Here is a 25,902-nt window from a genome sequence, read left to right on the forward strand (position 1 = left end):
TGCCATTGTAAGAAGCACTCAAAAGGCGGTATACTGCAAATGATTGGAAGGGAAGGATCGAATCGACAAATGGGGGATCAAAATGAAGCCAATTGAAGTATTAAGATATGACGCATTTTCAAAGACTGCGGGTCAAGGAAATCCGGCGGGCATCGTGCTTGAAGCAGACGGGTTGACCGATTGGGAGATGCAGAAGATCGCTGAACAGGCAGGCTATAATGAAACGGCTTTCCTGCTGCCGAGCGAGTCGGCCGACATAAGGATCCGCTACTTTACGCCGGGCCATGAAATGAATTTATGCGGACATGCGACTGTTGCTTCTCTTTATGCGCTTTTGGAAAAAGGCGCGATTGAAGCTGGCGCGGAGCTGAAGGTCGAAACAAAAGCGGGCGTCCTTTCTGTGTATACCGCCTCAGACGGCAATCGGCGTTTTTTGGTGACGCTGGAGCAGGCGCCCCCGTGTTTTCAGTCTTTCACAGGAAGCAGAAGCCAATTGGCGGAAGCGCTGGGGATCAGCGAAGCGGACTTTCATGAAGCATTGCCCGTTGTTTATGGAAGCACAGGTATATGGACATTGCTTGTGCCGGTGAGAGATTTGGCCGCAATCCGCAGGATGAAGCCCGTTCAAGCTGAATTTCCGAACGTTTTAACCGAGATGCCGCGAGCATCTGTCCACCCGTTTTGCCTGGAGACGATCCATCGGGATTGCCAGCTTCACGGCAGGCATTTTTCATCGCCTTATTCCGGAACGAGCGAAGATCCTGTCACAGGAACGGCATCAGGAGTGATGGGCGCTTATATGAAAACGTTCGGAAAGGAATTCTGTGAAGAGGGCCAGACTGATTTTCAGATCGAACAGGGCCAGGAAATGGGGAAAGACGGAAAAGTGAAAATCGAAGTTGCGGAACAAAACGGCATCATGAAAGTGCGCATGACAGGAACCGCTGTATTTGCTGAAAAGCAAAGCTTTGAAGTGTAAACAAACACCGCCTTTTTTAGCGAGTGGAGATCATTGCAAACGCCAGCAGTTAACATTATAATCAACAATGATAATCATTTTCATTAAGGGGGCGGCCACATGAACGACACGCTAGAAATCCAAAGTATTCGCGATTGCGTCAGAAATAGAAGAACGATTCGAAAGTTTAAACAGGATCCGGTGCCGAAGGAAGTGGTGCTGGAACTCTTGGAAGATGCGATTTATGCTCCGAACCACAAGCTGACAGAACCGTGGCGATTCATTTATATCGGGACGGAAAACGGGAAAAAGAAGCATGCCGACAATTTAAAAGCGGCGTTTAAAGAGCTCAAGCCGAATATGCAGGAAGAACAAATCAATAAGTTCAGGGAGCATATTCTCAGCGTTCCGGCTTTTCTCTTCGTTATTATGAAAGAAGACGAAAACGAACGGGTCAGACGGGATGATTTTGCAGCCGTCAGCTGTTTAATCCAAAATCTGCAGCTGCTCGCTTGGGAAAAAGGCATCGGCATGGTATGGAAAAGCGGGGAAGTTCTCTCTCATGAAACACTGCACAGGTTAATGGGACTGAAGCGCGATGAGCAGGTAGCAGCTCTCTTGCAGATCGGATATCCTGCGGAAATTCCTGAAGCGAAGCACAGGACGCCGGCCGCACAGCTTTTTACCGAATTAACTTAAAGAATGAGGCCCGGAACGTCGAATCCCGGGCCTCGATTATTATTTTGACTGCCGCTTTTTCGCGCGCTTATCAGCTGCCTGCATGCGGGCTTGTGCTTCGCGGTCATCCTGATCGGCGAGTTCTGCTGAATATTCCTCATACACTCCGTCAGCTTCTCGCTTATACTGATCAGGAACTTGAGGGAGTTTTTGCTTGTTTTTATCCCGGTTTTTGTGGATTGCATTTCTGCCCATATGATCACTCCTCATCAATAATCGGCCGGTCAAGCCTTATTGTTCGCTGATCAGGCTCCCGCTATGCATTACGATTTTTCCCTTGCGGCGCGCTCTGCCATTTTAAATTCGCGCGAATATCTGACTTCCTGCGTCTTGTTCAGAGTGGATTTAAAACGTTCGCGTTTTTTCTTGTCAGCCATCTTTTAAGCCTCCTAAAAACCTAAGTTATTCACAGGCTGTCCGTTTCCGCGGCATTTATACAAGTTTTAAGCTTCTTTTAACCGGCTGTTTTCCTCCTCGAATGTTCTCATGCTGTACAGCGTGTACAAATCTTTCGGGATTTCATACAGGTGAAATGTATCGCTGCCGGCCCAGTCAAGATCAGTCTTGACGGCATATGGGAGCTTTTCCGCGGCTTTGAGGGAGCGCATATTTGTTTTTCTGATTTTCATAAAAACGGCTTCAATTTGCTTTTCATAAAAAAGCTCGCAAAAAAACGCGTCTTTCGCCCGCTGGTTATAGCCTTTTCCATGGTAAGGCTTGCCGAGCCATGTGCCGAGGAAGCCTTTTTGCTCTTCGATTTCATACAAGCTGATGCAGCCGATCGGGTTTTCCCATTCATCAAGTATTGTTCGCGATATCAGCTTTCCCTGTTCTTCCTCTTCAATCATGTTTTTGACATGAAACATATACTCTTCAATCGTCTCCGCTTTATTTCTGACAAAAGGGAAGACATCCGGATGAATCATCAGTTCAAAAAGTGCATAGCAGTCGGTCAGTTCCCGTTTCTTCAGCATGGCAGCCCCTCCTTAGTTTGAGGGCGGCTTTTACAGCAGAACGGGACGCGTGAATCCACCCTCGGAATTTTTTAATTAGCGGAAGCAGTTGTCCGCGTATCTTGCACATCCATTAAAAAATTCGGGGTGGGAATCGAACCCACTAAAACCAGAGATCTGGTGGCGCACCATTTGCCTTCCCTGTACGTGTATGCTGCTAAAAAGATACTTACATTTTACGCAGCTGGGAAAGGAAAAGCTACAAGGATTTTGCCGGAAAACGCCTTTTATGCCAGAAGGTTGTGCAGGGCATCTTCCAGATCGGGATATAAGAAATGATAGCCGTTCTGAAGCGCTTTTTTCGGGAGGACGCGCTGTCCTTTCAGCACGAGCATGCTCATTTCTCCAAGTACGCCTTTTATCGCAAATTCGGGAACCGGGAGCCAGTGTGGGCGTTTTTCTACTTTCGCGACGGTTTGCCCGAATGTATCCATCTGAACGGGATTCGGTGCCGTGACATTGACGGGGCCGGACATCAGCGTCTGTTCAATCGCAGATAAAATCATGCCGACGGCGTCTTCGATATGAATCCATGGCACCCATTGCCGCCCCGAGCCGATGCGTCCGCCTGCAAACAATTGATAGGGGAGCGCCATTTTCGGGAGCGCGCCTCCGTCTTTTCCAAGCACAAGGCCAAAACGCATCCAGACGGTGCGGATGCCAAGCGCTTCGATTGGTTCGGCTGCCTGTTCCCACAAAGCTGTCGTTCTGCTTAAAAAATCCTCAGCCGAAACTGGAGATTCCTCCGTGAATGTCTGTTCAAGACTGGTTCCGTAAATTCCGACTGCGCTCGCCTGAATGAGGGTGTTCGGCTTCTTCTGAAGACTTTGTATGATGCGGGCCGACTCCTCCACAGAGCGGAGGCGGCTTGTCGCGATCTCCGCCTTCGTTTTTTCATTCCAACGGCCGAAAAGCGATTTTCCGGCTAAATTGATCCAAACATCGATATCGGTCAGATCTTTTTCAGGACGGGCGCCGTTTTTTTGCCAGAGAACGAAAGAAGTGTTTTTTTGTTCGGTTTCGGCCGGTTTTCTTGTTAAAATATAGACGTGATGTCCCCGGGCGGTTAAGGCGTTTGTCAAATGTCTGCCGATAAAACCTGTCCCCCCGGCAATCGCAATCTTCATCATGATTCCTCCCTTTCATGATCATTAACCTTATTGTAAAAGAAGAAAACAAAAGAAGGGAGTTATTTATGCCATATATTACAAAGATTTCTGCCCAGAAAAACAATGAAGAGCGGGTCAATATTTTTCTGGATGAAAAATATGCGTTCAGCGTCGACCTGGACGTGCTCGTCAAGTTTGACCTGCGAAAAGGCAAAGAGCTTGATGAGCTTGATATCATTGAGATTCAATACGGAGACGACGTTAAAAAAGGGTTCAAAAAAGCGCTCGATTATTTGTCATACCGGATGCGCTCGACAAAGGAAGTTCAAGACCATCTTAAGAAAAAAGGCGTCGCAGACTCCGCGATCACAGAAATTCTGCATATGCTTAAAGGTTATAAATATTTGGACGACCGCGAATTTGCGGCTGCATATGTCAGCACCCACAGAAAAACGAGCGGCAAAGGCCCTGATGTCTTATTCAGAGAGCTTAAATTGAAAGGGATCGATGATGAACTGATTCATGAAGCGCTCAGTTCGTTTTCGTTTTCCGATCAGGTCGAGGCCGCGGTCAAGCATGCGGAAAAAGTACTGAAAAAAGAAAAAAAGCTGTCCTCCAAAGAGACGAAGCAGGCCATCGAACAGCACCTTGTCAGAAAGGGTTTCTCCTTCGATGTCATTTCGGCCGCGCTTCAGGAAACCGATTACGAAAACGACGATGGCGCTGAGAGAGAAGCGCTTGAGAAGCAAGGAGAAAAAGCAATGAAGAGGTACGGTTATGACGGATCATACGAAACGAAAATGAAGGTCAAACAGTATCTGTTTAGAAAAGGATTTTCAATTGACTTGATTGACCAATTTTTAGATGAAAAGGGATGAGAAGATGGAGAAAAGATACAGTGAAATGACTGCACACGAACTGCACCAGGAAATTGCGGGTCTGACCGAAAAGGCAAGAAAAGCAGAACAAATGGGGATTGTGAATGAACTGGCCGTTCACGAACGGAAAATCGCGATGGCGAAAGCCTACCTTCTTGATCCGGCCGATTTTAAAGCCGGCAACGTATACGAAATCGAAGATGGGGGCGACGATTTCCATATCCGCTATTTAAACGGCGTATTCGCCTGGGGATACCGTCTTTCGTCACCGGATCATGAAGAGGCTCTGCCAATTTCTTTATTAAAAGAAAAGGGCTAAGACAAAAAGCCTAAACCCTTTTCATAACTGCTATCTTGTCCGGATGCGCGTGTTGCGCTGGAGAATGATGAGGTCCTGAGTCTGCTGCGTTTCTCCGTTCACCTGTGCGCGCGCATGCTTTGTGTTTGCCCATGGCTGCGGATAGTTTTGCGTTTTCATCTGGTTAAAATCGTTTGTATACGGTTTGCGATTTGCACACAACAGAAATCACTCCATCCCAGAAAAGTTTAGCGTTTGCCGGAAGCCCTCATTCTTTCTTGAGGATGAGTATTTGTGCTTCCGTCAGGGCGCTTTGAAGCAAAATCATCTTTGGCCCGGGGCTCGCCTTCAAATTTATTGTTGTTCATGTTCGGAAAGCCTCTTGATTTATTTCGCATCTCTTTTTAGGCTCCTCCAATCAAGTCCATAATATTTGCGTCTTCGGTTCGGAAGACGTAAGGTTAGTATATGAAAAGGACGACGTTTTCAAAAAGAAAGTTTTTTCCTTAGGGAAAGGGGGAAAAGCCAAGTGGAAGAGTACTTTGAAAAACTGACAAATGCGCTTCTTGAAAAAAATCATATGCTGAGCTACGCACAAGCCAGAACATGGGTTGAACTGCTGTGGGGCGATTTCGAGGCGACATTTGCAAAGGCCGGCCACCCGTACAGAGGAAAAGAGCTGACAGAGCGAGTCGTCAAAGAGTGGATTGAGCACTACGGCAGCCAGTTGCATTTATTTCAAAATGACAAGCCTTCTTACCAGGATCTGTTCTCCGGAGCCCGCGGGCTGCTTCATTAAGCATTGCTTTAGAAGGAAATGATGCATTGTCTGACTGTGCCGCCTGGCACTGGCCTTACTGGATGAGGACGGTAAGGGCACACTAAAACAGGTGCGCTCCGCGTCAGCAAATATAAAGAAAATGAAGCGGCTTTCGCGCCGCGAGGTCAAATCGTCCGGTTAACGAACTGTGAAAGAAGAAAGCTTTTTCCTCCGCTTGCAGAGAGAGCCGAGCAAGAGCAGAAAAGCTCTCCTTCGGGCGGCAGAAAACATGTTGCCGTTTTGCGGAATGGGAAAGTGAAGCTGTCATGCGAAAACGGCCGGCGGCGGAGCCAGATCCGGTTTTCGCCCGATGACAAAGACTTGCTCCCTTTTGCCCGAACATATCAAGGAAACGGATTTGATTGCGGCGGCGGGGTTTGGCCCCTAACAATCAGTCCTGATGCAAGTTCTCTTGCGGCTGCTTTGGTTTCGGGGAAGATTGAACTTATGTGAAAAATGTCGCAAAAGGAAAAATTGTTATGTTGCCCTGATTGAAGCTAAAGGAATATCATTTTTTTACCACTTGTTCATAGATGTCTGATATAATGACAAAATAATCTTGTAGAAAATAGTACAGCGTGCCCACAGTTTTCCTTTTGTTGTGTGGGAAGCGGCTAGATGCAAGTATCCTGCCAAGCGGATGCCGGATGCAATTTTATTATGTCCAAAAGAGGTGCCTTTAAGTGAAGAAAGGATTCGTTTCAATCATTATTCCTTCATACAATGAAGCAAGCAATATTAAATTGATTTATGAATCGTTAAGGAACGAATTTCAATCCATTGATTATGATTATGAAATTTATTACATAAATGATGGAAGCACTGATCGAACATTGGAGGAAATTAAAAAACTAGCCGAAAAAAGCGAGCATGTGAAATATATTTCGTTTTCACGGAATTTCGGCAAGGAGGCAGCCATCCTTGCCGGTTTTCAGCATGCCCGCGGCGATGCTGTTGTGGTGATGGATGCGGATTTGCAGCACCCGACATACCTCCTGCACGATTTTATTAAAGGGTATGAGGAAGGCTATGATCAAGTGGTCGCCCAGCGCAACAGAAAGGGAGACAACCCCGTGCGCTCCTATTTGTCATCCCTTTATTACCGCTTTATCAACAATGCGGTAGAGGTTGATTTAAGGGACGGCGTCGGCGATTTTCGTCTTTTAAGCAGAAAAGCCGTTAATGCGATGCTGAAGCTGAGCGAAGGCAACAGGTTCTCAAAAGGGCTGTTTTGCTGGATCGGTTTTGACCAAAAGATTGTTTATTACGAGAACGTCGAAAGGAAAAACGGAAAATCCAAGTGGTCGTTCCGCCACTTGTTGAACTATGGAATCGACGGGATTGTGTCGTTCAACAACAGACCGCTGAGAATGTGTTTTTACGCCGGTATTTTTATCCTTTTTCTATCGCTTATTTATATCGCGGCCACATTCATCAGGATCTTAAAATACGGTGTGATTGTTCCCGGCTATTTTACGATTATTTCCGCCGTCCTGTTTCTCGGCGGCGTTCAGCTTCTCAGCCTCGGAATTATCGGCGAATACATCGGGCGCATTTATTATGAGACGAAAAAGCGGCCTCATTACTTGATACAGGAGGCAAACATCGCTCATGGAGAAACTCATGAAAATCGTGAATCCTGAATTTATTCGCTTTGCCGTTGTCGGTGTAGTGAATACTTTGAATTACTATGCGGTTTATTTGCTGCTGCATGTTTTGCTTCAGTTGAATTATATGGTTTCGCATATTGCAGCTTTTTTCGTCAGCCTTGTGATTTCCTTTTTTCTGAACTGCTATTTTACTTTTAAAATCAAGCCGACGCTGGCAAAGTTTTTGCAATTTCCGCTGACACAGCTCTTTAATTTGACGGTATCTTCTTTGTTCGTCTACACGTTTGTGAATTTTTTCAAGATGAACAGTGAGGCAGCTCCGCTTGCCTCCATGTTTTTAACCGTTCCTCTGACATTTTTAGTGACAGGGAAGATTTTGAAAAAAGACAGGGGAAGAGTATGAAGAAAACAGTTTTTCTATTTGTGATCGCAAGCATTGCAGTTTCCGTGGCCGCCCATTCTTTTTTTCTGTATGAATGGGCGCATGACCGTTATATGACGGGGAACGGCGACGGACTTGCACAAATGATCATTTTTAAGTCGTTTCTTTTTGAGCAATACAAACAAGGGAACTTCTTTTATTCGTATTCTTTCGGTCTCGGGGGCGGCATCTACAGCCAGCTCGGCTATTATTTCACGACTTCTTTTGTCTTCATCGCTTCATTCGCGGCCGTTTTTCTGATGCAGCTTTTGCATTTGGCCGGGGATGCGGATCCTTTGTTTTGGGCGCAGGCCGCCGTATTCATCAGTGTCATCAAGCTCAGCCTGATCATTTTAGCGGCAGCGTATGCGTTAAACGGAATGGTGAAAAACAAGCTTGCCGCCTTTACGGGTGCGGTTTTGTATGGCACATCGGTAATCTATTTCAGGCACACGGTGTTCTGGGAATTTTTCAGCGACGCCATGCTGTGGCTGCCGCTGCTTGTCGCCGGAGCTGAGAAAGTCATCAGAGAAAAGCGGACAGCACTGTTTATTACCGCTTGTTCTTTGACGCTGATCAATAACTTTTACTTTGCCTATATCAACTTGATTTTCATTGCGATCTATATCATCTTCCGCTGGCTGATCAGGCTTGACCCGGAAAAGGAGGCGCCGAGGTGGAAACAATTCAGAATGTTCGCCGCTTCAGGCCTGATTTCTTTCGGAATCAGCGCGATTTCCTTTGTGCCTGCAGTTTACGGCTTTTTAAACAATTTGCGGCCGCCGTATGACCAGGCTGTCGCTGTATACGATCTGACGGACAACATTCTGTTTTCCAGCCGCATTGTCTTGCTGCCGGCTGTCTTTATGCTGTTCTTGTTCGCATTTTCCTTCTATAAAAATAAAACGTTCAGGCTGTTTGCCTCAATCAGTGTGCTGCTTGTGCTTCTGCATTACAGCCCGCTTGCGGCAAGCGCATTCAACGGTTTCTCCGCTCCGCAGAACCGCTTTGAATACCTGCTCGCTTTTACGATCGGGGGAGCGGCGGCCGCAGGAATGACCGAACTGAAAAACATCAGGCGGAAAGAGATGATATGGTCTATCCTGCTTGTCCTTCTGGTTTATATCGCGGTCATTTGGCGGAAAGACTTGGATTTATCACTTATGCAAAATTGGAGCATTATTGTGCTTCTGTTCCTGACAATCGCCATATTTACGGCGGCGGGGTTTCAATATAAGAAATCGCAGCTTTTTTTGCACGTCTGCATTTTATTATCGTCCGTCCTCGTGGCGAACACGTATCAAAAGTATGTTCTGTCTGAGTCAAGCGGCATTAAAAACGTCACGAAAAGCTATTTGACCAGCAATGAGTACAATGGCGAAGAACAGCGCCGCCTCCTGAACAACATTCGAAAAGACGATAAGGGTGACCCCTATACAAGGATCGACTGGATGAACGGCGTCCGCAACAATACTCCGCTGATGCAGGATTTTAACGGCTTCAGCGCCTACTCAAGCATTCTCAATCGCGATCTTCTTCTGTTTTATTGGGAAGACCTTCAAATCGATATGGGAAGGGAAAGCGTCAGCCGCTACGCATCGATGGGCGACCGGGCCAACTTGTACAGTCTGCTGTACGGCAAGTATTACATGACGGAAAAAGACAATGCCGCCAATGTTCCGTACGGGTTTATTCAAACGGATGAATCAGAGCACTACACAGTTTATAAAAACAAATACACCTTGCCGTTTATCCGGACGGCGCGAACGTTGTTTACGGAAAAAGCTTTAGCAGATGCGCCAGTTTTAGCGCGGGAGCATGCGATGCTTGAAGGAATCGTGCTTGAGAATGGCGGTAACGGAAAAGAGCAGCCGCCGAGCGTTCCTGATTTGATGAAGCAGACGAAGCTGAAAACCGAGGGGGCGAGCTATCATAACGGCTTCCTCGACGTCACCGCTGAAAACGGAGGCATCGATCTCATTCCCGAAGGCGGGGTTCCAAAAGAAGGCGACTATTATGTCGGATTTTATTTAAAAAGCCTTGCAAAAGACCAGTTCTTCAACTTGCGGGTCAATGATTATGTAACATCAAGAAAGTCAAACCAGTCGATTTACAAAACAGGTGTTTACGATTTAACGATCAGGGTGCCGAAAACAGATAAAATTTCAATCAGGCTGCCAAAAGGGAAATATCAATTGGACCATTTGAGGCTGCACCAGGAAGACTATCAATTGCTGAAAAAAGCCGCCGCCAAAAAAACGCCGGCCGCCGACTTGAACTGGCGGAACAATCAAGTGTCCATCAGCTTTGACAATCAAAACGGAGACCGCTACATGGTGCTGCCGGTTCCGTACGAAAAAGGCTGGGAAGTCACTGTAAACGGAAAAACGCAAACCGTTCAAAAGGCAAATTACGCGTTTATTGGAATCCCCATCGAAAAAGGGAAGAACAACATCCGTCTCGTTTATTACCCGCCGTACTTCAAAGCTACCTTGGCGGTTACAGTCATCAGCCTCATCATCGGAATCTGGTACAGCAGAAGGAGAAAAAAGCTTGGCTCTTAAACAGAGCCAAGCTTTAATTTTTTTTGAAGTTTTTCCTCGCTGAAAATCCATCCGGTATAGGAGGTGATTAATTCGAGCGTGTCCCTGTCGATGTGTGCGATCGCCACGAAAGGGTAGTGTCCTTTGCTGCGGTATCGCAGATCGATAAAGCGGACTTCGTAATGATCCTTATACGTATCGATCTCCCATTTGTAAACCGGTGAGAACGAAAGAAACGCCGAAATGTTCTTATCCTGTTTCGCCGCTTTCATCACATCCGTATCCGGTAAAGGCACCCTGTTGAATGTGTCGACGATCACGACGTTTCCATCCATGCTCCGTCCGACGTAAAAAGCCGATTTTGCTTTGACGGCGATTCGCCATTGCCTGAATTTCATCGTAGGCGAAATAATGATTTCTTCAATATCATCGATTTTTTCACGGAGCTCATGCTTGATTTTCCTCTGCATGAAATACCTCACCAGATAATAACCGGCCAAGACGATGTAAAGAGCCAAAAATGTATAGCCTTGATGCGCGCCTGCCAGCCAAAAGGCGATGGCTATGAGATGGCTGACGAAAATAAACGGATCAAATGTATTAATCAAGCCGAGCGCTACCCATTTCCTTGAAAACGGTCTGACCGCCTGTGTCCCGTATGCGTTAAAAATATCCACGAACACATGAAGCGCGACCGCGGCAAGGGTCCAAAGCCACAGGTGAAGCAGATTGGCTTCGGGATAAAACAGCATGAGAATGCCCGGAATCATCAGCGACCAGGCGAGAACAGCGGGGATGGAGTGGGTGAATCCCCTGTGGTGCCTAATATAAACAGCGTTGTTTTTCAATTTCAAAACGGTATCGATATCCGGAGCCTGAGATCCGGCGATTGTCGCAATCATCACGGCTTGAGCCATTGATGGGTCCATTCCGACAACTGGATCAAGCGTCGCGATGCCTCCGAGTGCAACGCCCATGACAACATGTGTGCCAGTATCCATTGGTGACCTCCCCTAATGGTGCTAGAAAATCATTTTTATTTTCCAAAAACAGAACGAACGATGGACCTTGCCTGAAATATTTAACGCTTTTGCTTTCTTCACTTTTAATGTAACATGTTATCGTATATGCATATAGTTTACAACAAAAAGCCGAAGTAACAAAAGATCGGTATGCAAATGTGACGTGCACAGGCAAGGAGAAGTTTCATGATGGATCTGCAAAAGAAATTAGAGCAAAAAAACATCAAACAATTTCAAGAAGATTTAATTTCTTGGTATGAGCAAGAAAAACGGGATCTGCCTTGGCGCTCAGACAGCGACCCTTATAAGGTGTGGGTGTCGGAAGTAATGCTTCAGCAGACGAGAGTGGACACGGTGATTCCTTACTTCAACAACTTTATCGAAAAGTTTCCGACCGTGGAAGCGCTCGCTGAAGCCGACGAAGAAAAAGTGCTTAAAGCCTGGGAAGGACTGGGATACTATTCAAGGGTTCGGAACTTGCAGAGCGCTGTCAGGGAAGTTCACGAACGATACGGGGGTGTGGTCCCTCCTTCAAAAGAGGAATTCGGCAGCTTAAAAGGCGTCGGCCCTTATACAAGAGGCGCGGTGCTGAGCATCGCCTACAATCAGCCGGTCCCCGCGGTAGACGGAAATGTCATGCGGGTCATGTCACGGATTCTTTCCGTATGGGATGATATTGCAAAGCCTAAAACCAAAACCCTGTTTGAAAAAATTGTCGAAGCGTTTATTTCTGAGGAAAAACCGTCCGAGTTTAACCAGGGGCTGATGGAGCTGGGCGCTGTCATCTGTACGCCGAAATCGCCATCATGCCTTCTCTGCCCGGTCCGAGAGCACTGTTCTGCTTTTGCAGAAGGCTGTGAAAAAGAGCTTCCGGTTAAAAGCAAAAAGAAAAAACCTTCGGTAAAAACCCTTGCAGCTGTCGTCCTGACTGATGAAGAAGGATACATCTATATCCATAAAAGACCGGCATCAGGTCTTTTGGCAAACCTTTGGGAATTCCCAAACACAGAAACGCAGAAAGGCCTGAAGTACGAGCGCGAGCAGCTTGCGGCGTTTTTGAAAGAAGAGGCCGGAATAGAAGCTGAAATCGGTCCGCTCGAAGGAGTCGTAGAGCATGTGTTTACACACCTTGTCTGGAACATTTCTGTCTTTTTCGGGAAAACTCTCGATCAACCGGATGATTCATACTTTAAAAAGGTCACGAAAGAAGAGCTTGCTGAATACGCCTTCCCGGTTTCGCATCAGAAAATATGGAATATGTATATGAAATAGGCAGCTTGACTGTGCATGCTGCCCGTTAGTCGTACTGGATGGTGGTGCCGTGCGTATAATCGGCTTCCTGGCGGCACAGTCCGCCTCTTGCTTGAATTTCTTTCACAACCTCCAGGTACTCGGCATGCCCTTCTTCATTGAGAAATGGCATGATTTGCTGGAAGGCGCGGTGAAAATAGAGAAGCTCCGCATCTTTCCACTCGTTTTTCGGCGTGTGGTCGAGCTCGCTCATATCGCGTCCTACGTACATAAGGCGAATGCCTCCTTTTTGATCGTGTTATGAGCTATTTTTTATCAGATTTTCAATCACTATACTAGGAGATGAATGACAGATGGAACAAAGAAAATGTGCCCTTATTACAGGAAGCAGCCGCGGCGTCGGCAAAGCAGCAGCGCTGAGGTTTGCCGAAAACGGCTACAATATCGTCATCAACTATGCTAGAAGCAAAAAAGCGGCCCTTGAGACGGCTGAAGAAATCGAAAAGCTCGGTGTCAAAGCATTGGTCGTCAAGGCGAATGTCGGACAGCCGGCGAAAATAAAAGATATGTTTCAGCAAATCGAGGAGGCGTTCGGCAGACTGGACGTGTTCGTCAACAATGCTGCATCCGGCGTATTGCGCCCTGTCATGGAGCTTGAGGAAAGCCATTGGGACTGGACGATGAACATCAATGCGAAAGCTCTGCTATTCTGCGCGCAGGAAGCGGCAAAGCTGATGGAGAAAACGGGAGGCGGCCACATTGTCAGCATCAGCTCGCTCGGTTCAATCCGTTATTTGGAAAACTATACGACAGTAGGCGTTTCAAAAGCTGCGCTTGAATCATTGACGAGATATCTTGCCGTAGAGCTTGCGCAGAAAAACATCATCGTTAATGCGGTTTCGGGAGGCGCGATTGATACAGACGCCCTGAAGCATTTTCCGAACCGCGAAGAGCTTCTGGAAGATGCCCGGCAAAATACGCCTGCCGGCCGCATGGTAGAGATCAGCGACATGGTCGATGCGGTGGAATTTTTAACGTCAGGGAAAGCGGACATGATCCGCGGACAGACGATCATTATTGACGGCGGCCGTTCACTGCTCGTATAAATTTTTCGCGTTCAATGAATAGGATATCACCCTCCTGCACAATCTAATGGTCGTGGAGGTGATATACAATGGCTAACCAACAATCCAAAACAAACGCACAAAAAGTAAGACAACAAAACCAAGCTTCTGCACAAGGTGGTCAGTTCGGCACTGAATTTGCCAGCGAAACTGACGCGCAGCAAGTAAGACAAAATAACCAACAAGCTGAGCAAAAAAAACAGCAAAACAGCTAATCACTGAAACAGGAAAAAGCACTTCACCATCGGATGAGGTGCTTTTTTCTTTTTGTTCCGACAAAACTTCCGAATCTTAGCCAGAATCAGTCAAAGGACATCCGGCATGTATAGAGAAATGATACTTAGGCAATAAATGGAGTAGAGCATAGAATGGAGGATCCCGAATGCCGGAATTTGAAAATTTGGTTCAGGGGCAGATGGAGATTATGGATAAGCTGTTGTATCTGCAAGCGGAGATTGAAAGATGCCAGAAAATTGAAAAAGAACTGGCTGCCCTTGAAAAGAAAGCCCAGCTTTTATCGATCCGGGAAGATATATCCCAGAAGCGGAAAGATCTTGCTCAGATTCAGGATTTGTTCCAAAAGCAGACGGAGCAGGTGATTCAGGCTTATCAAAGAATCGAGGCATGAGCCTCTCTTTATCGTTTTTTAGAAAAGAGCCATTCCTGTTCGGGAGTGGCTCTTTTATTTTCATTTTTTATTTTCAAACGTTATAATAAATAAAAGAACTGTCGGACAGGCGATGTGACACACTGACTTGTAAGGCTTTTGCAAAGAAAGTAGGGGAGAAAACATGGGCTTTCCCAAGGAAGGAGAAACCATTCAAATTCATAGCTATAAGCACAATGGGCAGATTCATCGGATTTGGAACGAAACAACGATTTTAAAAGCAACGGAATTGTGCATCATCGGCGCCAATGACCGGACAATGGTCACGGAATCTGACGGCCGGACATGGGTGACGCGAGAGCCCGCCATTTGTTATTTCCATGCAAAGCAGTGGTTTAACGTCATCGGCATGCTTCGTGAAGACGGGATTTATTACTATTGCAACATCAGCTCGCCGTTTGCTTTGGACGATGAAGCCATCAAATACATCGACTATGATTTAGATGTAAAGGTCTTCCCGGATATGACGTATCATATTCTTGATGAAGATGAGTACGCGGATCATAAAAAGGCGATGAATTATCCGAAGGAAATCGACGGCATTTTAAGGTACCACTTAAATACGCTGCTGCATTGGATACACCAAAGAAAAGGCCCGTTTGCATCTGAATTTATTGATATTTGGTATGAACGGTATTTGCATTATACAAAATAATCCTAAAAAACCTGTTGAGGCCAACAGGTTTTTTGCGGTGTACTCACACATCAAGATATAGAGGGGGGAAGACGTGTGGGGGTAATCAGAAGGTACATGGAATTTGTGAAGCCGTATAAATGGAAAATCGTTTTGACGGTTTTAATCGGTATTATTAAATTTTCTATTCCGCTGGTCATCCCGCTTCTGCTGAAATACGTCGTGGACGACATCATCCAGGGGAGCGGGACTGCTGAGGAAAAAACATCCACATTATTCATGGTAATGGCGGTTATGTTCGCCATTTTTTTGGTGCTTCGGCCGCCTGTCGAATATTACCGTCAGTATTTCGCGCAGTGGACGGCAAGCAAGGTGCTTTATGATATCAGGGACAAGCTTTTTGCGCATATACAAAAGCTGAGCCTCAGGTATTATGCGAACACCCGCGCAGGAGAAATTATTTCAAGGGTCATCAATGATGTCGAGCAGACGAAGGAATTCGTCATCATCGGATTGATGAATGTATGGCTTGACGTGATGACGATTTTTATCGCCATCGCCATTATGATGACGATGGACGTGAAGCTGACGCTTATTTCGATCGTGCTGTTTCCGCTTTACGGACTGTCTGTTAAATTCTTCTACGGCAGGCTCAGAAAGCTGACGAGAGAACGTTCCCAAGCGCTGGCCGAAGTGCAGGGCCATCTTCATGAAAGGGTTCAGGGAATGCCTGTCATCAGGAGTTTTGCGATCGAGGATTATGAACAAAAGCAATTTGATCACGAGAACGGGAATTTTCTCGGTAAAGCAATCCGCCATACGGCCTGGAATGCCAAAACCTTTGCCGTCGTCAATACGGTTACAGACCTCGCTCCGCTGATCATCATTACGGTTGCAGGTTATCATGTGATTCACGGGAACCTTACTGTAGGAACGATGGTGGCGTTTTTCGGATATATCGAACGCCTCTACAACCCGCTGCGCCGCCTGATCAATTCCTCGACAACATTGACGCAGTCGATCGCATCAATGGACAGGCTGTTTGAATTTATTGATGAACCGTATGATTTAAAAGATAAGCCCAATGCTGTAAAAGCAGAGCGATTAAAAGGGATTGTTGAATTTAAAAACGTTTCCTTTCAATACGAAAAATCGGAGGAAATGATTTTGCAGGATCTTTCTTTGAAAGCCGAACGGGGCGAAACGGTTGCGCTCGTCGGGATGAGCGGAGGCGGCAAATCGACGCTTGTCAGCCTCATTCCGAGATTCTACGATGTCTCAGCCGGAAGCCTGGAGATCGACGGCATCGATGTGCGCGATTATGAGGCGCGAAGCCTTAGAAACCAAATCGGCATGGTTCTCCAGGATACGTTTTTATTCAGCGAATCGGTACGCGAAAACATATCGATCGGGAATCCCGAAGCTTCGATGGAAGACATCATTGAAGCGGCAAAAGCTGCGAATGCCCATGATTTTATTATGGAGCTGCCGCAAGGCTATGATACAAAGGTCGGAGAAAGGGGAGTCAAGCTGTCCGGAGGCCAAAAACAGCGGATATCAATCGCCAGGGTGTTCCTGAAGAACCCGCCGCTCTTAATTTTGGATGAAGCGACGTCAGCGCTTGACCTTGAAAGCGAGCACTATATCCAGGAAGCGATGGAAAAGCTCGCGAAAGACCGGACGACCTTTATCGTTGCTCACAGACTGTCGACGATTACCCACGCTGACAAAATCGTTGTCATCGAAAACGGACGTGTCGCGGAAATCGGCACACATGACGAACTAATGAGCCGCGACGGGCACTATAAGCATTTATTCACCATTCAAAAATTAAACTAAAACCGCAAAAAGCCTGACTTTCGTTTGAAGCTGAACGGATGTCAGGCTTTTTCTTTCCCCGCAAATTTCGTACATATTTCCTATCTCGTTTAAATACAATTTAAAAAATACAAGCTCCGGAGGTGTATAAGTGACAAAAGAAAAATTGCTTGAAGTATCGGATTTATCGATTTCGTTTCAAAAGAAAAAGTCCGAAACCCCGATTGTGCAAGGCGTTTCTTTCGATCTCCATCCCGGAGAAATCATGGGAGTCGTCGGAGAGTCCGGCTGCGGCAAAAGCGTCACCTCTTTGGCTTTAATGGGGCTGAACGCAAACACCCGGACGACGGGCCGGATCAAGTTTCAAAACAAAGACCTTCTCATGCAGTCTGAAAAAGAATGGAGACAGATGCGCGGCAATGACATCGCGATGGTTTTTCAAGAGCCGATGACCTCCCTCAATCCCCTTTTTACAATTGGCGATCAACTAACAGAAGCACTCTCCAGCCATACCAATATTCATAAAAAAGAAGCAAGAAGAAAAGCCGTTCAAATGCTGGATACCGTCGGCCTGCCGAGGACGGACCAGCTGATGAAGCAATATCCCCACGAACTGTCGGGAGGCATGAGGCAGCGGGTCATGATCGCAATGGCATTAATTTGCGAACCGAAACTGCTGATTGCCGATGAACCGACAACAGCTCTCGACGTCACCATCCAGGCTCAGATTCTGTCCCTTTTGAAAAAAATGAATGCCGAATTTAACACAGCCATTCTCCTTATTACCCATGACCTTGGCGTCGTTCACAATACATGTGAACGCGTGATGATCATGTATGCCGGGCGGATCGTTGAAGAAGGCGGTGTCACCGCTGTTTTTGACAGCCCGAAACACCCCTATACAAAAGGCTTGTTCGCCTCTATTCCGGCATTCACAGGCAAATCCGAGCGTCTGTCTTCGATTGAGGGGCAGGTGCCGAAACCGGGGTCGATAAAAAAAGGCTGTATGTTTGCGCCGAGGTGCCCTCATAAACGCGAACGCTGCGTAGAGGAGGAGCCTGGATTGAACAGGCTGGCGGATGACCATGCTGTAAGCTGCTTTCTCTACGAAGAGGAAGGTGCTTTCACATGAATCATGAACTGCTGAACGTCCAAGAGCTGAAAACGTATTACCGCGTGTCCCGCAAGAAAATCGTCAAAGCGGTCGATGATGTTACACTGTCAGTCAAAAAAGGCGAAATCGTAGGGATCGTCGGGGAATCCGGCTGCGGAAAATCAACCTTGGGAAAATCGATACTGCGGCTGACCGAACCGACTTCTGGAAAGGTGACGTTTCTCGGGCGGGAGATGACCGGCCTTGATGCAAAACAGCTTCGCAACATGAGAAGGCATATACAAATGATTTTTCAAGATCCGTACGCTTCATTGAATCCGCGCATGAAAATAAAAGATATTTTGGAGGAACCGCTGATCGTTCATAAACTCGGAACGAAGGCGGAAAGGAGAGAAGTCGTTCGCTCGATGCTTGAAATTGTCGGTCTTGATGCTTCATACGGCGACCGATATGCACACCAATTCAGCGGCGGCCAGAGGCAAAGGATCGGTATTGCAAAAGCGCTGATCACAAAGCCGAAATTAATCATTGCCGATGAGCCTGTTTCCGCGCTTGATGTATCCGTTCAGGCGCAGATCTTAAATCTGCTGTCTGATCTGCAGGAGGCATTCAATTTAACGTTTCTGTTTATTTCGCATGATCTCGGGGTCGTCCGCTATATCAGCGACAGGGTAGCCGTGATGTATTTCGGAAAGATTGTCGAGATGGCGGACGCCGACTCTTTATTTAGAGAACCGAAACACCCCTATACAGAAACACTGTTAGCGGCAGTACCCGTCATCGGCAAAGGAGAGGCGGTTCATACGGCGCCGGATATTGCCGCGCCCCGCATGAGTGAAAAGGGCTGTCCTTTTTACAGCCGATGCATGAAGCGGGCGGACGTCTGCCTTGAAGCGGAGCCGCTTCTTGAAGAGACTGCGGACGGGCATTATGCTGCATGCCATTTTACCAATAAGGAGGCTGTACGATGAAAAAGAAAAGCTGGCTGATCTGTTTGGGAATGATTCTGTCTGTTTCCGCTTTTTTAATGGGATGCTCCGGTAACGAAAGCGGAAAGAACGACGGAGGGACGAACGGCGGAAAAGATACGCTGATCATCGGCAGAGGAGGTGATTCGACATCGCTTGATCCGATCACAACGACAGAAGGCGAAGCGTTTAAAGTGACGATCAATATGTTTGAGACCTTGCTGAATTACGGGGAACAAGACACAACGCTGAAGGAAGGCCTCGCGGTGAAATGGGACGCTTCAGATGACGGTTTGACCTACACATTGGAGCTGAGAAAAGGCGTGAAATTCCATGATGGAACGGATTTTAATGCAGAAGCCGTCAAATACAATTTTGAGCGGTGGATGAACGGGGATGAAGAAAAATTTCCTTACTACGGCATGTTCGGAGGCTATAAGAAAGATGAGGGGCACGTCATCAAAGACATAAAAGTTCTCGACGACCATAAGATTCAGTTCATTTTAAAACGCCCGCAAGCGCCGTTTTTAAAGAACCTTGCCATGACTTCTTTCGGGATTGCAAGTCCTGCCGCCATTGAAAAATACGGCGAAAAATTCAGGGAGCACCCCGTCGGCACTGGCCCTTACAAATTTGTCGAATGGAAGCCGAACGACCGGATCGTCCTTGAGAAAAATGAAGACTATTGGGATCAAGGCAAACCGAAATTGCAGAAGATCATTTTCAGAGCCATTCCTGAAAACTCAGCCCGCTTAAATGCATTGAAGACGGGCGAAATCGACCTAATGGATGGCGTCAATCCGTCTGATATCGAAAGCATCAAAGCAGACGCCAATCTGAAAATATTTGAAAGGCCTTCAATGAACGTCGGGTATCTCGGAATGACAACGACGAGAAAGCCATTTGACAATAAGCTGGTCCGCCAGGCGCTGAACCATGCTGTCGATAAACAGGCGATTATCGACTCCTTCTACGGAGGTCTCGCTGAATCTGCAAAAAACCCGCTTCCTCCGTCGCTCGAAGGGTACAACGACCAGGTTAAGGAATATCCGTATGATTTAAAAAAGGCAAAAGAACTCTTAAAAGAAGCCGGCTACCCGGACGGGTTTAAAATGAAGCTTTGGGCAATGCCGGTACCGCGGCCGTATATGCCGGACGGTATGAAAATAGCCGAAGTGATTCAATCAAGCTTTGAAAAAATCGGAGTCAAAGCGGAAATCGTCACTTACGACTGGGCGACGTACTTGGATAAGGTGAGCAAAGGGGAAGCTGATGCGTTTTTAATGGGCTGGACCGGCGACAACGGAGATCCGGACAACTTCATTTATACGCTGCTTGATAAAGATAATATCGGCGGTAACAACTATACGTACTTCAGCAATGATGAGCTTCATGACATCTTAATCGAGGCGCAGTCAGACCCTGATCAAAAGAAAAGAAATAAACTGTATCAAGATGCGCAGGAGCTCCTCCATGAAGAATCGCCTTGGGTTCCGCTTGTCCATTCCACGCCGATTTTGGCCGGTTCAAAAGATATCGACGGATATGTTCCGCACCCGACAGGGAGTGAAGTATTGTCCGGCGTAGAGTTTAAATAGGTGGTGACAGCCATTGCTTGCGTACTGTTTAAAACGGACGGCCATGCTGATCCCCGTTCTCATCGGCATGACATTGGTCGTTTTTTCGATCATCCGCTTTATTCCCGGCAACCCCGCCCAGGTTATTCTCGGCCAGAGGGCGACAAAGGAAGCGGTGCAGCAGCTGACCGTCCAGCTCGGCCTTGATCAGCCGTGGTATATGCAATATGCCAGATATATAGGGGATTTGCTGAAAGGGGATCTCGGGACATCAATCCGCACGGGAGCGGCGATTACGCAAGAAATAAAGCCATATTTGTTCGCCACTCTCGAACTTGCCTTTTTCGCGATGCTGATCGCAGTGTTTGTCGGCGTGAATGCCGGAATCATCAGCGCGTGGTTTAAGAACTCGGTATTCGACTATATCGCGATGCTGGTGGCTTTAATCGGCGTGTCGATGCCGATTTTTTGGCTCGGTTTGATGGGCCAGTGGTTTTTTTCGATCGAGCTCGGCTGGCTGCCGACAACAGGAAGGGAGAATGTCAGAAATCCGGTCGAAGCCATTACGTACATTCATACATTGGACACCCTTTTGCACGGAAGATTTGATCAGTTTGCAGAAGCCATCCGCCATTTAATTCTGCCGGGAACGGCTCTTGCCACCATTCCCGCAGCGATCATTGCGAGAATTACGAGAGCCAGCATGATAGAGGTGCTGCAGTCCGATTATATCCGCACGGCAAAAGCAAAAGGCGTGCATATGTTTTTCGTCATCTATAAGCACGGTTTAAAAAATGCATTCATTCCGGTATTGACCGTCATCGGCCTGCAAACCGGACTGTTACTGGGCGGCGCAATTTTAACAGAGACTATTTTTGCCTGGCCCGGCATCGGCCGGTACATTTATGATGCGATCAGCTACCGCGACTACCCGGTTATCCAATCGGGCATCCTCGTGATCGCCTTCATCTTCGTCATGATTAACTTCATCGTTGATCTGCTGTACGCCGTCATCGATCCGAGAATTAAATATTAGGAGGCGGGAAACATGGTTGTGCTTCAAAATGAACAGCAGAGGGAGGACGTGAAGGTGCGTTCGCCTTTGGCGGAACATATTCGGCGGTTTTTTGAGCATAAATTGGCTGCCGCCGGCACGATTCTAGTCGCGCTGTTTATCCTGCTAGCCATCTTCGCGCCGCTCATCGCACCATACGGAATAAACGACCAGTCACTGTCAGACAGGCTCGCCGCTCCGTCTGCGGAACACCTTTTTGGCACGGATGACTTTGGCAGGGATATTTTCTCTAGGGTGCTTTACGGCGCAAGGCTGTCTTTATGGGTCGGCTTTTTCTCCTGTTTGGCATCGGCCTTGGCGGGGACGCTGCTAGGGCTGATCGCCGGTTTTTACGGCAGATGGGCTGATGCATTGATTTCACGGCTGTTTGATATCATGCTCGCGTTTCCGAGCATTCTGCTGGCGATCGCCATTGTAGCGATTCTGGGGCCTTCTCTTGAAAATGCCCTGATTGCCATCGCCATCATCAACGTTCCGACGTTTGGCAGGCTCGTTCGTTCAAAAGTGCTCAGCATCAGGCAGGAGGAGTATATCTTATCAGCGCGTGCTGTCGGGATGTCCAATATAAGGCTGATGTTTAAACACATTCTCCCCAACAGCATGGCCCCGGTTATCGTTCAAGCGACGCTGAATATTGGAACCGCGATTATAGAAGCGGCCGCGCTCGGATTTTTAGGGTTGGGGGCGCAGGCGCCGAACCCCGAGTGGGGAAAAATGCTTGCGGATGCCAGGCCTTACTTGGCGCAGGCTCCATGGACATTGTTTTTTCCGGGATTTGCGATCATGCTGACCGTTCTCGGCTTTAATCTGATGGGAGACGGCCTGCGCGACACCCTTGATCCGAAAATGAAGGAAGGAAAATAAAAAACCGGTTAACATATTCTTTAACCGGTTTATTCTTCCTCAACTTCAAGCTCGCTGTCTTTTTTGTGGTACGTCTGAAAGCTTGAGAGCAAGGTTTCCAAATGCTCAAGCTGTTCTCGGTATTCTACAGTGCTCGCCATAATGGTCAGCATATTGTAGTCCAACAGTTCTTCTTTTAATTTGTCCTGGTTTTTCAGGAATGATTCGGTCAAGTGCTGTTTGTACACGTCTCCTTCTTCGTGCAGGTCGACGTGATCCTGCGTTTTGATCCTGCCGACGAATCTCATTAAAATTCGTTCGTGCCAATGGAGGAGATAATCGAGCTCTTCGACCAGCGTTTCTTGAAATTCTTCAGGCATGTGATAAAACTCGTTTTCAAGCCGGTGCAGCTTTTTCAGGGCATCAAGCGCACGGTTGGATGCAATGATCGCCTGTCTGAACAGCACGAGCTTTCGCTGTTTTACATATGTGGAACGTTTTAAATAGCTTCTTTCTTCTTTGTAGAGCAAGTAAAGGTGGTCAACCTTCATCATTTTTTCTTTCAGTTTTTCAATGTCTTCTTTCAGCATGGAATGTTCCGTTGTCTTCCGCGTCAACAATCTGATCCATTTAATGACTTCATCTGTATTTTCAACAATATGGCTGACGAGCTTCGTTTCATATTTAGGCGGCAGAAAAATCAGGTTGACCAAGAACGCAGACAACACGCCCAAAATAACCGTTCCGGTTCTCACCAAAGCAAACCATAAAAAGTTGTCGCCGGAGCTCTCCAGTATGGCAATAACGGTGACAAGAGCGATCGAAATCGTGTTCTCGATCTTCAGCTTCAAGTTGATCGTAATGACGATTACCGCCGTCAATCCGATGATGATCGGACTGGGTTCAAAAATAAGTCCAAAAATAATGGCTGTGGCTGCTCCGATAATGTTCGCCTGCACTTGATCGACAATCGTCAAAAATGAACGATAGATCGAAGGCTGGATCGCGAAGATAGCCGCGATTCCCGCGAAGACAGGAGTCGGAAGGCCGAGCCAAGACGCGAGGTAAAGCGCAAGCGTAATGGCAATGCCTGTTTTGAAAATACGGGCACCAAGTTTCATTAGGCTGTACTTGCATCCCTTTCTATAATAAAATTCGTTCTTTACAGAAAATGAATTGTAGTGAACATTCCCTCTCTGTTAATTTGCCAAACAATAAAGTAATATACAGCGATCTTCCGAAATATTCAACCCATTTTTAAGAAAAAACAAATCATTGACAAAAAAGAAAGACAAGCCGGCGGAAAGTGCCTGTTCACCGCGCTTTCAAAGTGCTCCGCATTTGATAAAAAAGAGAGCGGATCCGCTCTCTTTTTACATGCGCTGTTTCAATTGTTTAAATGAGTCATCCACGGCTTTGAGCGTATCTTTAATGTCCTCTTCCGTGTGCGCGGTGGTGATAAACCATGCTTCATATTTTGAAGGCGCAAGATTGATTCCGCGCTCAAGCATCAGTTTGAAAAAGGCCGCGAACATGTCTCCGTCCGTATTTTCGGCTTGCTCATAGTTTTCGACTTTTTCGTTCGTGAAGTATACGGTGAGCGCGCCTTTTAGACGGTTGACAGTGATGTCGATGCCGTGGGTCTCGGCATGTGCCAGGATGCCTTCTTCAAGCATGGCGCCGAGGCGGTCAAGTTTTTCGTATGTGCCTTTTTCTTTCAGCACTTCAAGGCAGGCGATGCCAGAGAGGATGGAAGCCGGATTCCCCGCCATCGTGCCCGCTTGATAAGCAGGTCCGAGCGGTGCGACTTGTTCCATAATCTCTTTTCTGCCTCCGTAGGCGCCGATCGGCAGGCCGCCGCCGATGATTTTGCCGAGCGCCGTCAAATCAGGTTTGACGCCAAGAAGATCCTGGGCGCCGCCGTACATAAAGCGGAAAGCGGTAATGACTTCATCGTAGATGACCAGGGCTCCCGCCTTATGTGTCAGTTCATTGACCTGCTCGAGGAATCCGCTCTTCGGTTCGACGATCCCGAAGTTTCCGACAATCGGTTCAACGAGGACTGCCGCAATATCGTTCCCCCATTTATCGAGCGCTTCTTTATAGCTGTCGATATCATTGAAAGGAACGGTAATCACCTCGTTGGCGATGCTTTTTGGAACCCCGGCGGAATCAGGCGTGCCGAGCGTTGACGGTCCTGAACCGGCCGCCACCAGCACAAGATCGGAATGGCCGTGGTAGCAGCCGGCGAACTTGATGATTTTCGTTCTGCCTGTATAGGCCCGGGCGACGCGAATCGTCGTCATCACAGCTTCCGTTCCCGAATTGACGAATCTCACTTTATCCAAGGCAGGAATCGCTTCCTTAAGCATCTTGGCAAATGTCACTTCATGCTTTGTCGGCGTACCGTAAAGCACCCCGTTCTCAGCAGCTGTTTGAATCGCTTTCGTGATATGCGGGTGGGCGTGGCCCGTAATAATCGGTCCGTACGCGGCAAGGTAGTCTATGTATTTGTTGCCGTCCACATCCCAAAAATAAGCGCCGCTTCCCCTTTCCATCGCGACGGGAGAACCTCCGCCGACCGCTTTGTAAGACCTTGAGGGGCTGTTGACGCCTCCGACTATATGTTGAAGAGCTTCTTCATGAAGCTTTTCAGATTGAGTATGCTGCATAATATCCTCCTCATTTTTGCACCTTTATCTATTTCTATATTTTCTATATTGTAACACGAGGCGGACAGAGCGCAAAAAAGAAGCCGCCGAACATTTGAACAAGAGGGCGCTGTTTTTTATAATGGGGGAAAGCAAGCGATTAAACATAACAGGAGGCAAAACAATGACTGTTGAAATTGGACAAAAGGTGCCTGATATTGAACTGCTGGGCGATCACGGAGAAAAAGTAAAGCTGTCGGATTTTGAAGGAAAGTATGTCGTGCTCTATTTTTACCCGAAAGATATGACGCCGGGATGCACAACGGAAGCGTGCGATTTCAGAGACCGTCATGAAAGCTTTGCGGAACTTGATGCCGTCATTATCGGAGTCAGCCCCGACGATCAGGCAAGGCATGAAAAATTCAAGCAAAAACACGATCTGCCGTTTCTGCTGCTCGTCGATGATGAACACAAGCTCGCTGAAAGCTTTGACGTATGGAAGCTGAAGAAGAATTTCGGCAAGGAATACATGGGTGTCGAACGGTCGACATTCCTGATTGATAAAGAAGGCCGCCTTGTGAAAGAGTGGCGGAAAGTAAAGGTAAAAGACCATGTCGCAGAAGCGCTTCAAGCAGTAAAAGAAATCGCGGAAGCATAAAGCTCGCTGGGGAGGCCGGACTGTATTTTAGTTTGGTCTCTTTTTACGCTCATATTCGCCTGTCTGATCGGCCATGCTGATCATAGCGGCATTTTTCGCCTTAAAAATAGCT

The 25,902-nt window shown here is 47.3% G+C and carries 30 protein-coding genes; 20 read left to right on the forward strand and 10 right to left on the reverse strand.

Translation table 11 applies throughout. The features are described from left to right. Positions 1-82: 82 nt before the first annotated feature. Positions 83-979, forward strand: coding sequence for a PhzF family phenazine biosynthesis isomerase (locus MKY62_RS04340; RefSeq protein WP_003179904.1), 897 nt, complete (start codon positions 83-85; stop codon positions 977-979). A gap of 99 nt (positions 980-1,078) precedes the next feature. Continuing rightward, positions 1,079-1,657: a nitroreductase gene (locus tag MKY62_RS04345; RefSeq protein WP_003179905.1), complete on the forward strand. Its 579-nt coding sequence runs from the start codon at positions 1,079-1,081 to the stop codon at positions 1,655-1,657. A gap of 39 nt (positions 1,658-1,696) precedes the next feature. On the opposite strand, the gene MKY62_RS04350 is transcribed toward MKY62_RS04345, so the two are convergent. The 4 genes from MKY62_RS04350 to MKY62_RS04365 all read right to left on the reverse strand — a co-directional run bounded on the left by MKY62_RS04350 (position 1,697) and on the right by MKY62_RS04365 (position 3,836). Next, the gene (locus MKY62_RS04350; protein ID WP_003179908.1) at positions 1,697-1,891 is read right to left on the reverse strand and encodes a YfhD family protein; all 195 of its coding nucleotides are present in this window, start codon (positions 1,889-1,891) and stop codon (positions 1,697-1,699) included. Between the two features lie 68 nt (positions 1,892-1,959). Continuing rightward, entirely contained in the window at positions 1,960-2,073 is a 114-nt protein-coding gene (locus MKY62_RS04355) for a YfhE family protein (RefSeq protein WP_003179911.1), read from the reverse strand. Between the two features lie 66 nt (positions 2,074-2,139). Further along, complete coding sequence (locus MKY62_RS04360; RefSeq protein ID WP_003179913.1) at positions 2,140-2,670, reverse strand: GNAT family N-acetyltransferase; 531 nt, start codon at positions 2,668-2,670, stop codon at positions 2,140-2,142. Between the two features lie 266 nt (positions 2,671-2,936). Further along, positions 2,937-3,836 carry a TIGR01777 family oxidoreductase gene (locus MKY62_RS04365; RefSeq protein ID WP_011197673.1) on the reverse strand — a complete coding sequence of 300 codons (900 nt, stop codon included), beginning with the start codon at positions 3,834-3,836 and terminating at the stop codon, positions 2,937-2,939. 68 nt (positions 3,837-3,904) lie between these two features. On the opposite strand from MKY62_RS04365, the gene recX reads away from it, so the two are divergent. Beyond that, on the forward strand, positions 3,905-4,696 hold the full coding sequence (recX, locus tag MKY62_RS04370) for a recombination regulator RecX (protein WP_003179917.1): 792 nt from the start codon (positions 3,905-3,907) through the stop codon (positions 4,694-4,696). 4 nt (positions 4,697-4,700) lie between these two features. After that, positions 4,701-5,015 (forward strand): YfhH family protein, encoded by a 315-nt coding sequence (locus MKY62_RS04375; RefSeq protein WP_003179919.1) that lies wholly within the window; start codon positions 4,701-4,703, stop codon positions 5,013-5,015. A gap of 30 nt (positions 5,016-5,045) precedes the next feature. Here MKY62_RS04375 and MKY62_RS04380 read toward each other — a convergent pair whose 3' ends face one another. Together MKY62_RS04380 and MKY62_RS04385 are read right to left on the reverse strand one after the other, a co-directional pair. Continuing rightward, positions 5,046-5,216, reverse strand: a complete 171-nt coding sequence (locus tag MKY62_RS04380; protein ID WP_003179922.1) for a YpzG family protein — start codon at positions 5,214-5,216, stop codon at positions 5,046-5,048. 26 nt (positions 5,217-5,242) lie between these two features. Continuing rightward, positions 5,243-5,392, reverse strand: coding sequence for a small, acid-soluble spore protein K (locus tag MKY62_RS04385; protein ID WP_003179924.1), 150 nt, complete (start codon positions 5,390-5,392; stop codon positions 5,243-5,245). A 131-nt stretch (positions 5,393-5,523) separates the two neighbouring features. Between MKY62_RS04385 and MKY62_RS04390 the strand changes: the two genes are divergently transcribed. The 4 genes from MKY62_RS04390 (at position 5,524) to MKY62_RS04405 (ending at position 10,409) form a co-directional block, all read left to right on the forward strand. Beyond that, a complete protein-coding gene (locus tag MKY62_RS04390; protein WP_003179927.1) occupies positions 5,524-5,793 on the forward strand; it encodes a YfhJ family protein in 270 nt (89 codons plus the stop codon). A 704-nt stretch (positions 5,794-6,497) separates the two neighbouring features. Then, positions 6,498-7,457, forward strand: coding sequence for a glycosyltransferase family 2 protein (locus MKY62_RS04395; RefSeq protein WP_009329019.1), 960 nt, complete (start codon positions 6,498-6,500; stop codon positions 7,455-7,457). Then, positions 7,426-7,827, forward strand: a complete 402-nt coding sequence (locus tag MKY62_RS04400; RefSeq protein ID WP_003179929.1) for a GtrA family protein — start codon at positions 7,426-7,428, stop codon at positions 7,825-7,827. Before MKY62_RS04395 ends, MKY62_RS04400 begins: the two co-directional genes overlap by 32 nt. Next, positions 7,824-10,409: a YfhO family protein gene (locus tag MKY62_RS04405; RefSeq protein WP_009329017.1), complete on the forward strand. Its 2,586-nt coding sequence runs from the start codon at positions 7,824-7,826 to the stop codon at positions 10,407-10,409. The genes MKY62_RS04400 and MKY62_RS04405 overlap by 4 nt, the downstream gene beginning before the upstream one ends. Here MKY62_RS04405 and MKY62_RS04410 read toward each other — a convergent pair. Beyond that, positions 10,406-11,389, reverse strand: coding sequence for a metal-dependent hydrolase (locus tag MKY62_RS04410; RefSeq protein ID WP_003179931.1), 984 nt, complete (start codon positions 11,387-11,389; stop codon positions 10,406-10,408). The genes MKY62_RS04405 and MKY62_RS04410 overlap by 4 nt on opposite strands. Before the next feature lie 207 nt (positions 11,390-11,596). On the opposite strand from MKY62_RS04410, the gene mutY reads away from it, so the two are divergent. Next, entirely contained in the window at positions 11,597-12,682 is a 1,086-nt protein-coding gene (gene mutY, locus MKY62_RS04415; RefSeq protein ID WP_003179934.1) for an A/G-specific adenine glycosylase, read from the forward strand. A 25-nt stretch (positions 12,683-12,707) separates the two neighbouring features. Here mutY and MKY62_RS04420 read toward each other — a convergent pair whose 3' ends face one another. Beyond that, positions 12,708-12,932, reverse strand: a complete 225-nt coding sequence (locus MKY62_RS04420) for a hypothetical protein (protein ID WP_003179936.1) — start codon at positions 12,930-12,932, stop codon at positions 12,708-12,710. Between the two features lie 82 nt (positions 12,933-13,014). Here MKY62_RS04420 and fabL point away from each other — a divergent pair, with 82 nt between their 5' ends. The 10 genes from fabL to MKY62_RS04470 all read left to right on the forward strand — a co-directional run bounded on the left by fabL (position 13,015) and on the right by MKY62_RS04470 (position 22,502). Beyond that, positions 13,015-13,767 carry an enoyl-[acyl-carrier-protein] reductase FabL gene (gene fabL, locus MKY62_RS04425; protein WP_003179938.1) on the forward strand — a complete coding sequence of 251 codons (753 nt, stop codon included), beginning with the start codon at positions 13,015-13,017 and terminating at the stop codon, positions 13,765-13,767. Positions 13,768-13,835: 68 nt separating this feature from the next. After that, a complete protein-coding gene (locus MKY62_RS04430) occupies positions 13,836-14,000 on the forward strand; it encodes a gamma-type small acid-soluble spore protein (RefSeq protein ID WP_003179939.1) in 165 nt (54 codons plus the stop codon). 167 nt (positions 14,001-14,167) lie between these two features. Then, positions 14,168-14,413: a YgaB family protein gene (locus tag MKY62_RS04435; RefSeq protein WP_003179940.1), complete on the forward strand. Its 246-nt coding sequence runs from the start codon at positions 14,168-14,170 to the stop codon at positions 14,411-14,413. Between the two features lie 163 nt (positions 14,414-14,576). Further along, positions 14,577-15,107: a DUF402 domain-containing protein gene (locus tag MKY62_RS04440; protein ID WP_003179942.1), complete on the forward strand. Its 531-nt coding sequence runs from the start codon at positions 14,577-14,579 to the stop codon at positions 15,105-15,107. A 75-nt stretch (positions 15,108-15,182) separates the two neighbouring features. Beyond that, positions 15,183-16,925 (forward strand): ABC transporter ATP-binding protein, encoded by a 1,743-nt coding sequence (locus tag MKY62_RS04445; protein ID WP_003179944.1) that lies wholly within the window; start codon positions 15,183-15,185, stop codon positions 16,923-16,925. 130 nt (positions 16,926-17,055) lie between these two features. After that, positions 17,056-18,036 (forward strand): ABC transporter ATP-binding protein, encoded by a 981-nt coding sequence (locus MKY62_RS04450; protein ID WP_003179945.1) that lies wholly within the window; start codon positions 17,056-17,058, stop codon positions 18,034-18,036. Then, positions 18,033-18,989, forward strand: coding sequence for an ABC transporter ATP-binding protein (locus MKY62_RS04455; protein WP_003179948.1), 957 nt, complete (start codon positions 18,033-18,035; stop codon positions 18,987-18,989). Before MKY62_RS04450 ends, MKY62_RS04455 begins: the two co-directional genes overlap by 4 nt. Further along, the gene (locus tag MKY62_RS04460; RefSeq protein WP_009329016.1) at positions 18,986-20,584 is read left to right on the forward strand and encodes an ABC transporter substrate-binding protein; all 1,599 of its coding nucleotides are present in this window, start codon (positions 18,986-18,988) and stop codon (positions 20,582-20,584) included. Before MKY62_RS04455 ends, MKY62_RS04460 begins: the two co-directional genes overlap by 4 nt. 13 nt (positions 20,585-20,597) lie before the next feature. Continuing rightward, positions 20,598-21,599 (forward strand): ABC transporter permease, encoded by a 1,002-nt coding sequence (locus MKY62_RS04465; protein WP_009329015.1) that lies wholly within the window; start codon positions 20,598-20,600, stop codon positions 21,597-21,599. 12 nt (positions 21,600-21,611) lie between these two features. Further along, entirely contained in the window at positions 21,612-22,502 is an 891-nt protein-coding gene (locus MKY62_RS04470) for an ABC transporter permease (RefSeq protein WP_003179955.1), read from the forward strand. Positions 22,503-22,531: 29 nt separating this feature from the next. Here the strand turns inward: MKY62_RS04470 and MKY62_RS04475 are convergent, their stop codons facing one another. Further along, entirely contained in the window at positions 22,532-23,602 is a 1,071-nt protein-coding gene (locus MKY62_RS04475) for an aromatic acid exporter family protein (RefSeq protein WP_003179957.1), read from the reverse strand. A 252-nt stretch (positions 23,603-23,854) separates the two neighbouring features. Next, a complete protein-coding gene (locus MKY62_RS04480) occupies positions 23,855-25,153 on the reverse strand; it encodes a glutamate-1-semialdehyde 2,1-aminomutase (RefSeq protein ID WP_009329014.1) in 1,299 nt (432 codons plus the stop codon). A 163-nt stretch (positions 25,154-25,316) separates the two neighbouring features. Here MKY62_RS04480 and bcp point away from each other — a divergent pair, with 163 nt between their 5' ends. After that, entirely contained in the window at positions 25,317-25,790 is a 474-nt protein-coding gene (gene bcp, locus MKY62_RS04485) for a thioredoxin-dependent thiol peroxidase (RefSeq protein WP_003179960.1), read from the forward strand. Positions 25,791-25,902 lie beyond the last annotated feature (112 nt).

It is taken from the genome of Bacillus sp. FSL R7-0646 (assembly GCF_037969865.1).
GTDB lineage: Bacteria > Bacillota > Bacilli > Bacillales > Bacillaceae > Bacillus > Bacillus licheniformis.

Excerpts from the sequence above, each read along its gene's own strand:
- MKY62_RS04340 (WP_003179904.1), top strand. The coding sequence starts at position 83 with ATGAAGCCAATTGAAGTATTAAGATATGACGCATTTTCAAAGACTGCG.
- MKY62_RS04345 (WP_003179905.1), top strand. The coding sequence starts at position 1,079 with ATGAACGACACGCTAGAAATCCAAAGTATTCGCGATTGCGTCAGAAAT.
- MKY62_RS04350 (WP_003179908.1), bottom strand. The coding sequence starts at position 1,891 with ATGGGCAGAAATGCAATCCACAAAAACCGGGATAAAAACAAGCAAAAA.
- MKY62_RS04355 (WP_003179911.1), bottom strand. The coding sequence starts at position 2,073 with ATGGCTGACAAGAAAAAACGCGAACGTTTTAAATCCACTCTGAACAAG.
- MKY62_RS04360 (WP_003179913.1), bottom strand. The coding sequence starts at position 2,670 with ATGCTGAAGAAACGGGAACTGACCGACTGCTATGCACTTTTTGAACTG.
- MKY62_RS04365 (WP_011197673.1), bottom strand. The coding sequence starts at position 3,836 with ATGAAGATTGCGATTGCCGGGGGGACAGGTTTTATCGGCAGACATTTG.
- recX (WP_003179917.1), top strand. The coding sequence starts at position 3,905 with ATGCCATATATTACAAAGATTTCTGCCCAGAAAAACAATGAAGAGCGG.
- MKY62_RS04375 (WP_003179919.1), top strand. The coding sequence starts at position 4,701 with ATGGAGAAAAGATACAGTGAAATGACTGCACACGAACTGCACCAGGAA.
- MKY62_RS04385 (WP_003179924.1), bottom strand. The coding sequence starts at position 5,392 with ATGCGAAATAAATCAAGAGGCTTTCCGAACATGAACAACAATAAATTT.
- MKY62_RS04400 (WP_003179929.1), top strand. The coding sequence starts at position 7,426 with ATGGAGAAACTCATGAAAATCGTGAATCCTGAATTTATTCGCTTTGCC.
- MKY62_RS04405 (WP_009329017.1), top strand. The coding sequence starts at position 7,824 with ATGAAGAAAACAGTTTTTCTATTTGTGATCGCAAGCATTGCAGTTTCC.
- MKY62_RS04410 (WP_003179931.1), bottom strand. The coding sequence starts at position 11,389 with ATGGATACTGGCACACATGTTGTCATGGGCGTTGCACTCGGAGGCATC.
- mutY (WP_003179934.1), top strand. The coding sequence starts at position 11,597 with ATGATGGATCTGCAAAAGAAATTAGAGCAAAAAAACATCAAACAATTT.
- MKY62_RS04420 (WP_003179936.1), bottom strand. The coding sequence starts at position 12,932 with ATGTACGTAGGACGCGATATGAGCGAGCTCGACCACACGCCGAAAAAC.
- fabL (WP_003179938.1), top strand. The coding sequence starts at position 13,015 with ATGGAACAAAGAAAATGTGCCCTTATTACAGGAAGCAGCCGCGGCGTC.
- MKY62_RS04430 (WP_003179939.1), top strand. The coding sequence starts at position 13,836 with ATGGCTAACCAACAATCCAAAACAAACGCACAAAAAGTAAGACAACAA.
- MKY62_RS04435 (WP_003179940.1), top strand. The coding sequence starts at position 14,168 with ATGCCGGAATTTGAAAATTTGGTTCAGGGGCAGATGGAGATTATGGAT.
- MKY62_RS04440 (WP_003179942.1), top strand. The coding sequence starts at position 14,577 with ATGGGCTTTCCCAAGGAAGGAGAAACCATTCAAATTCATAGCTATAAG.
- MKY62_RS04455 (WP_003179948.1), top strand. The coding sequence starts at position 18,033 with ATGAATCATGAACTGCTGAACGTCCAAGAGCTGAAAACGTATTACCGC.
- MKY62_RS04460 (WP_009329016.1), top strand. The coding sequence starts at position 18,986 with ATGAAAAAGAAAAGCTGGCTGATCTGTTTGGGAATGATTCTGTCTGTT.
- MKY62_RS04470 (WP_003179955.1), top strand. The coding sequence starts at position 21,612 with ATGGTTGTGCTTCAAAATGAACAGCAGAGGGAGGACGTGAAGGTGCGT.
- MKY62_RS04475 (WP_003179957.1), bottom strand. The coding sequence starts at position 23,602 with ATGAAACTTGGTGCCCGTATTTTCAAAACAGGCATTGCCATTACGCTT.
- MKY62_RS04480 (WP_009329014.1), bottom strand. The coding sequence starts at position 25,153 with ATGCAGCATACTCAATCTGAAAAGCTTCATGAAGAAGCTCTTCAACAT.
- bcp (WP_003179960.1), top strand. The coding sequence starts at position 25,317 with ATGACTGTTGAAATTGGACAAAAGGTGCCTGATATTGAACTGCTGGGC.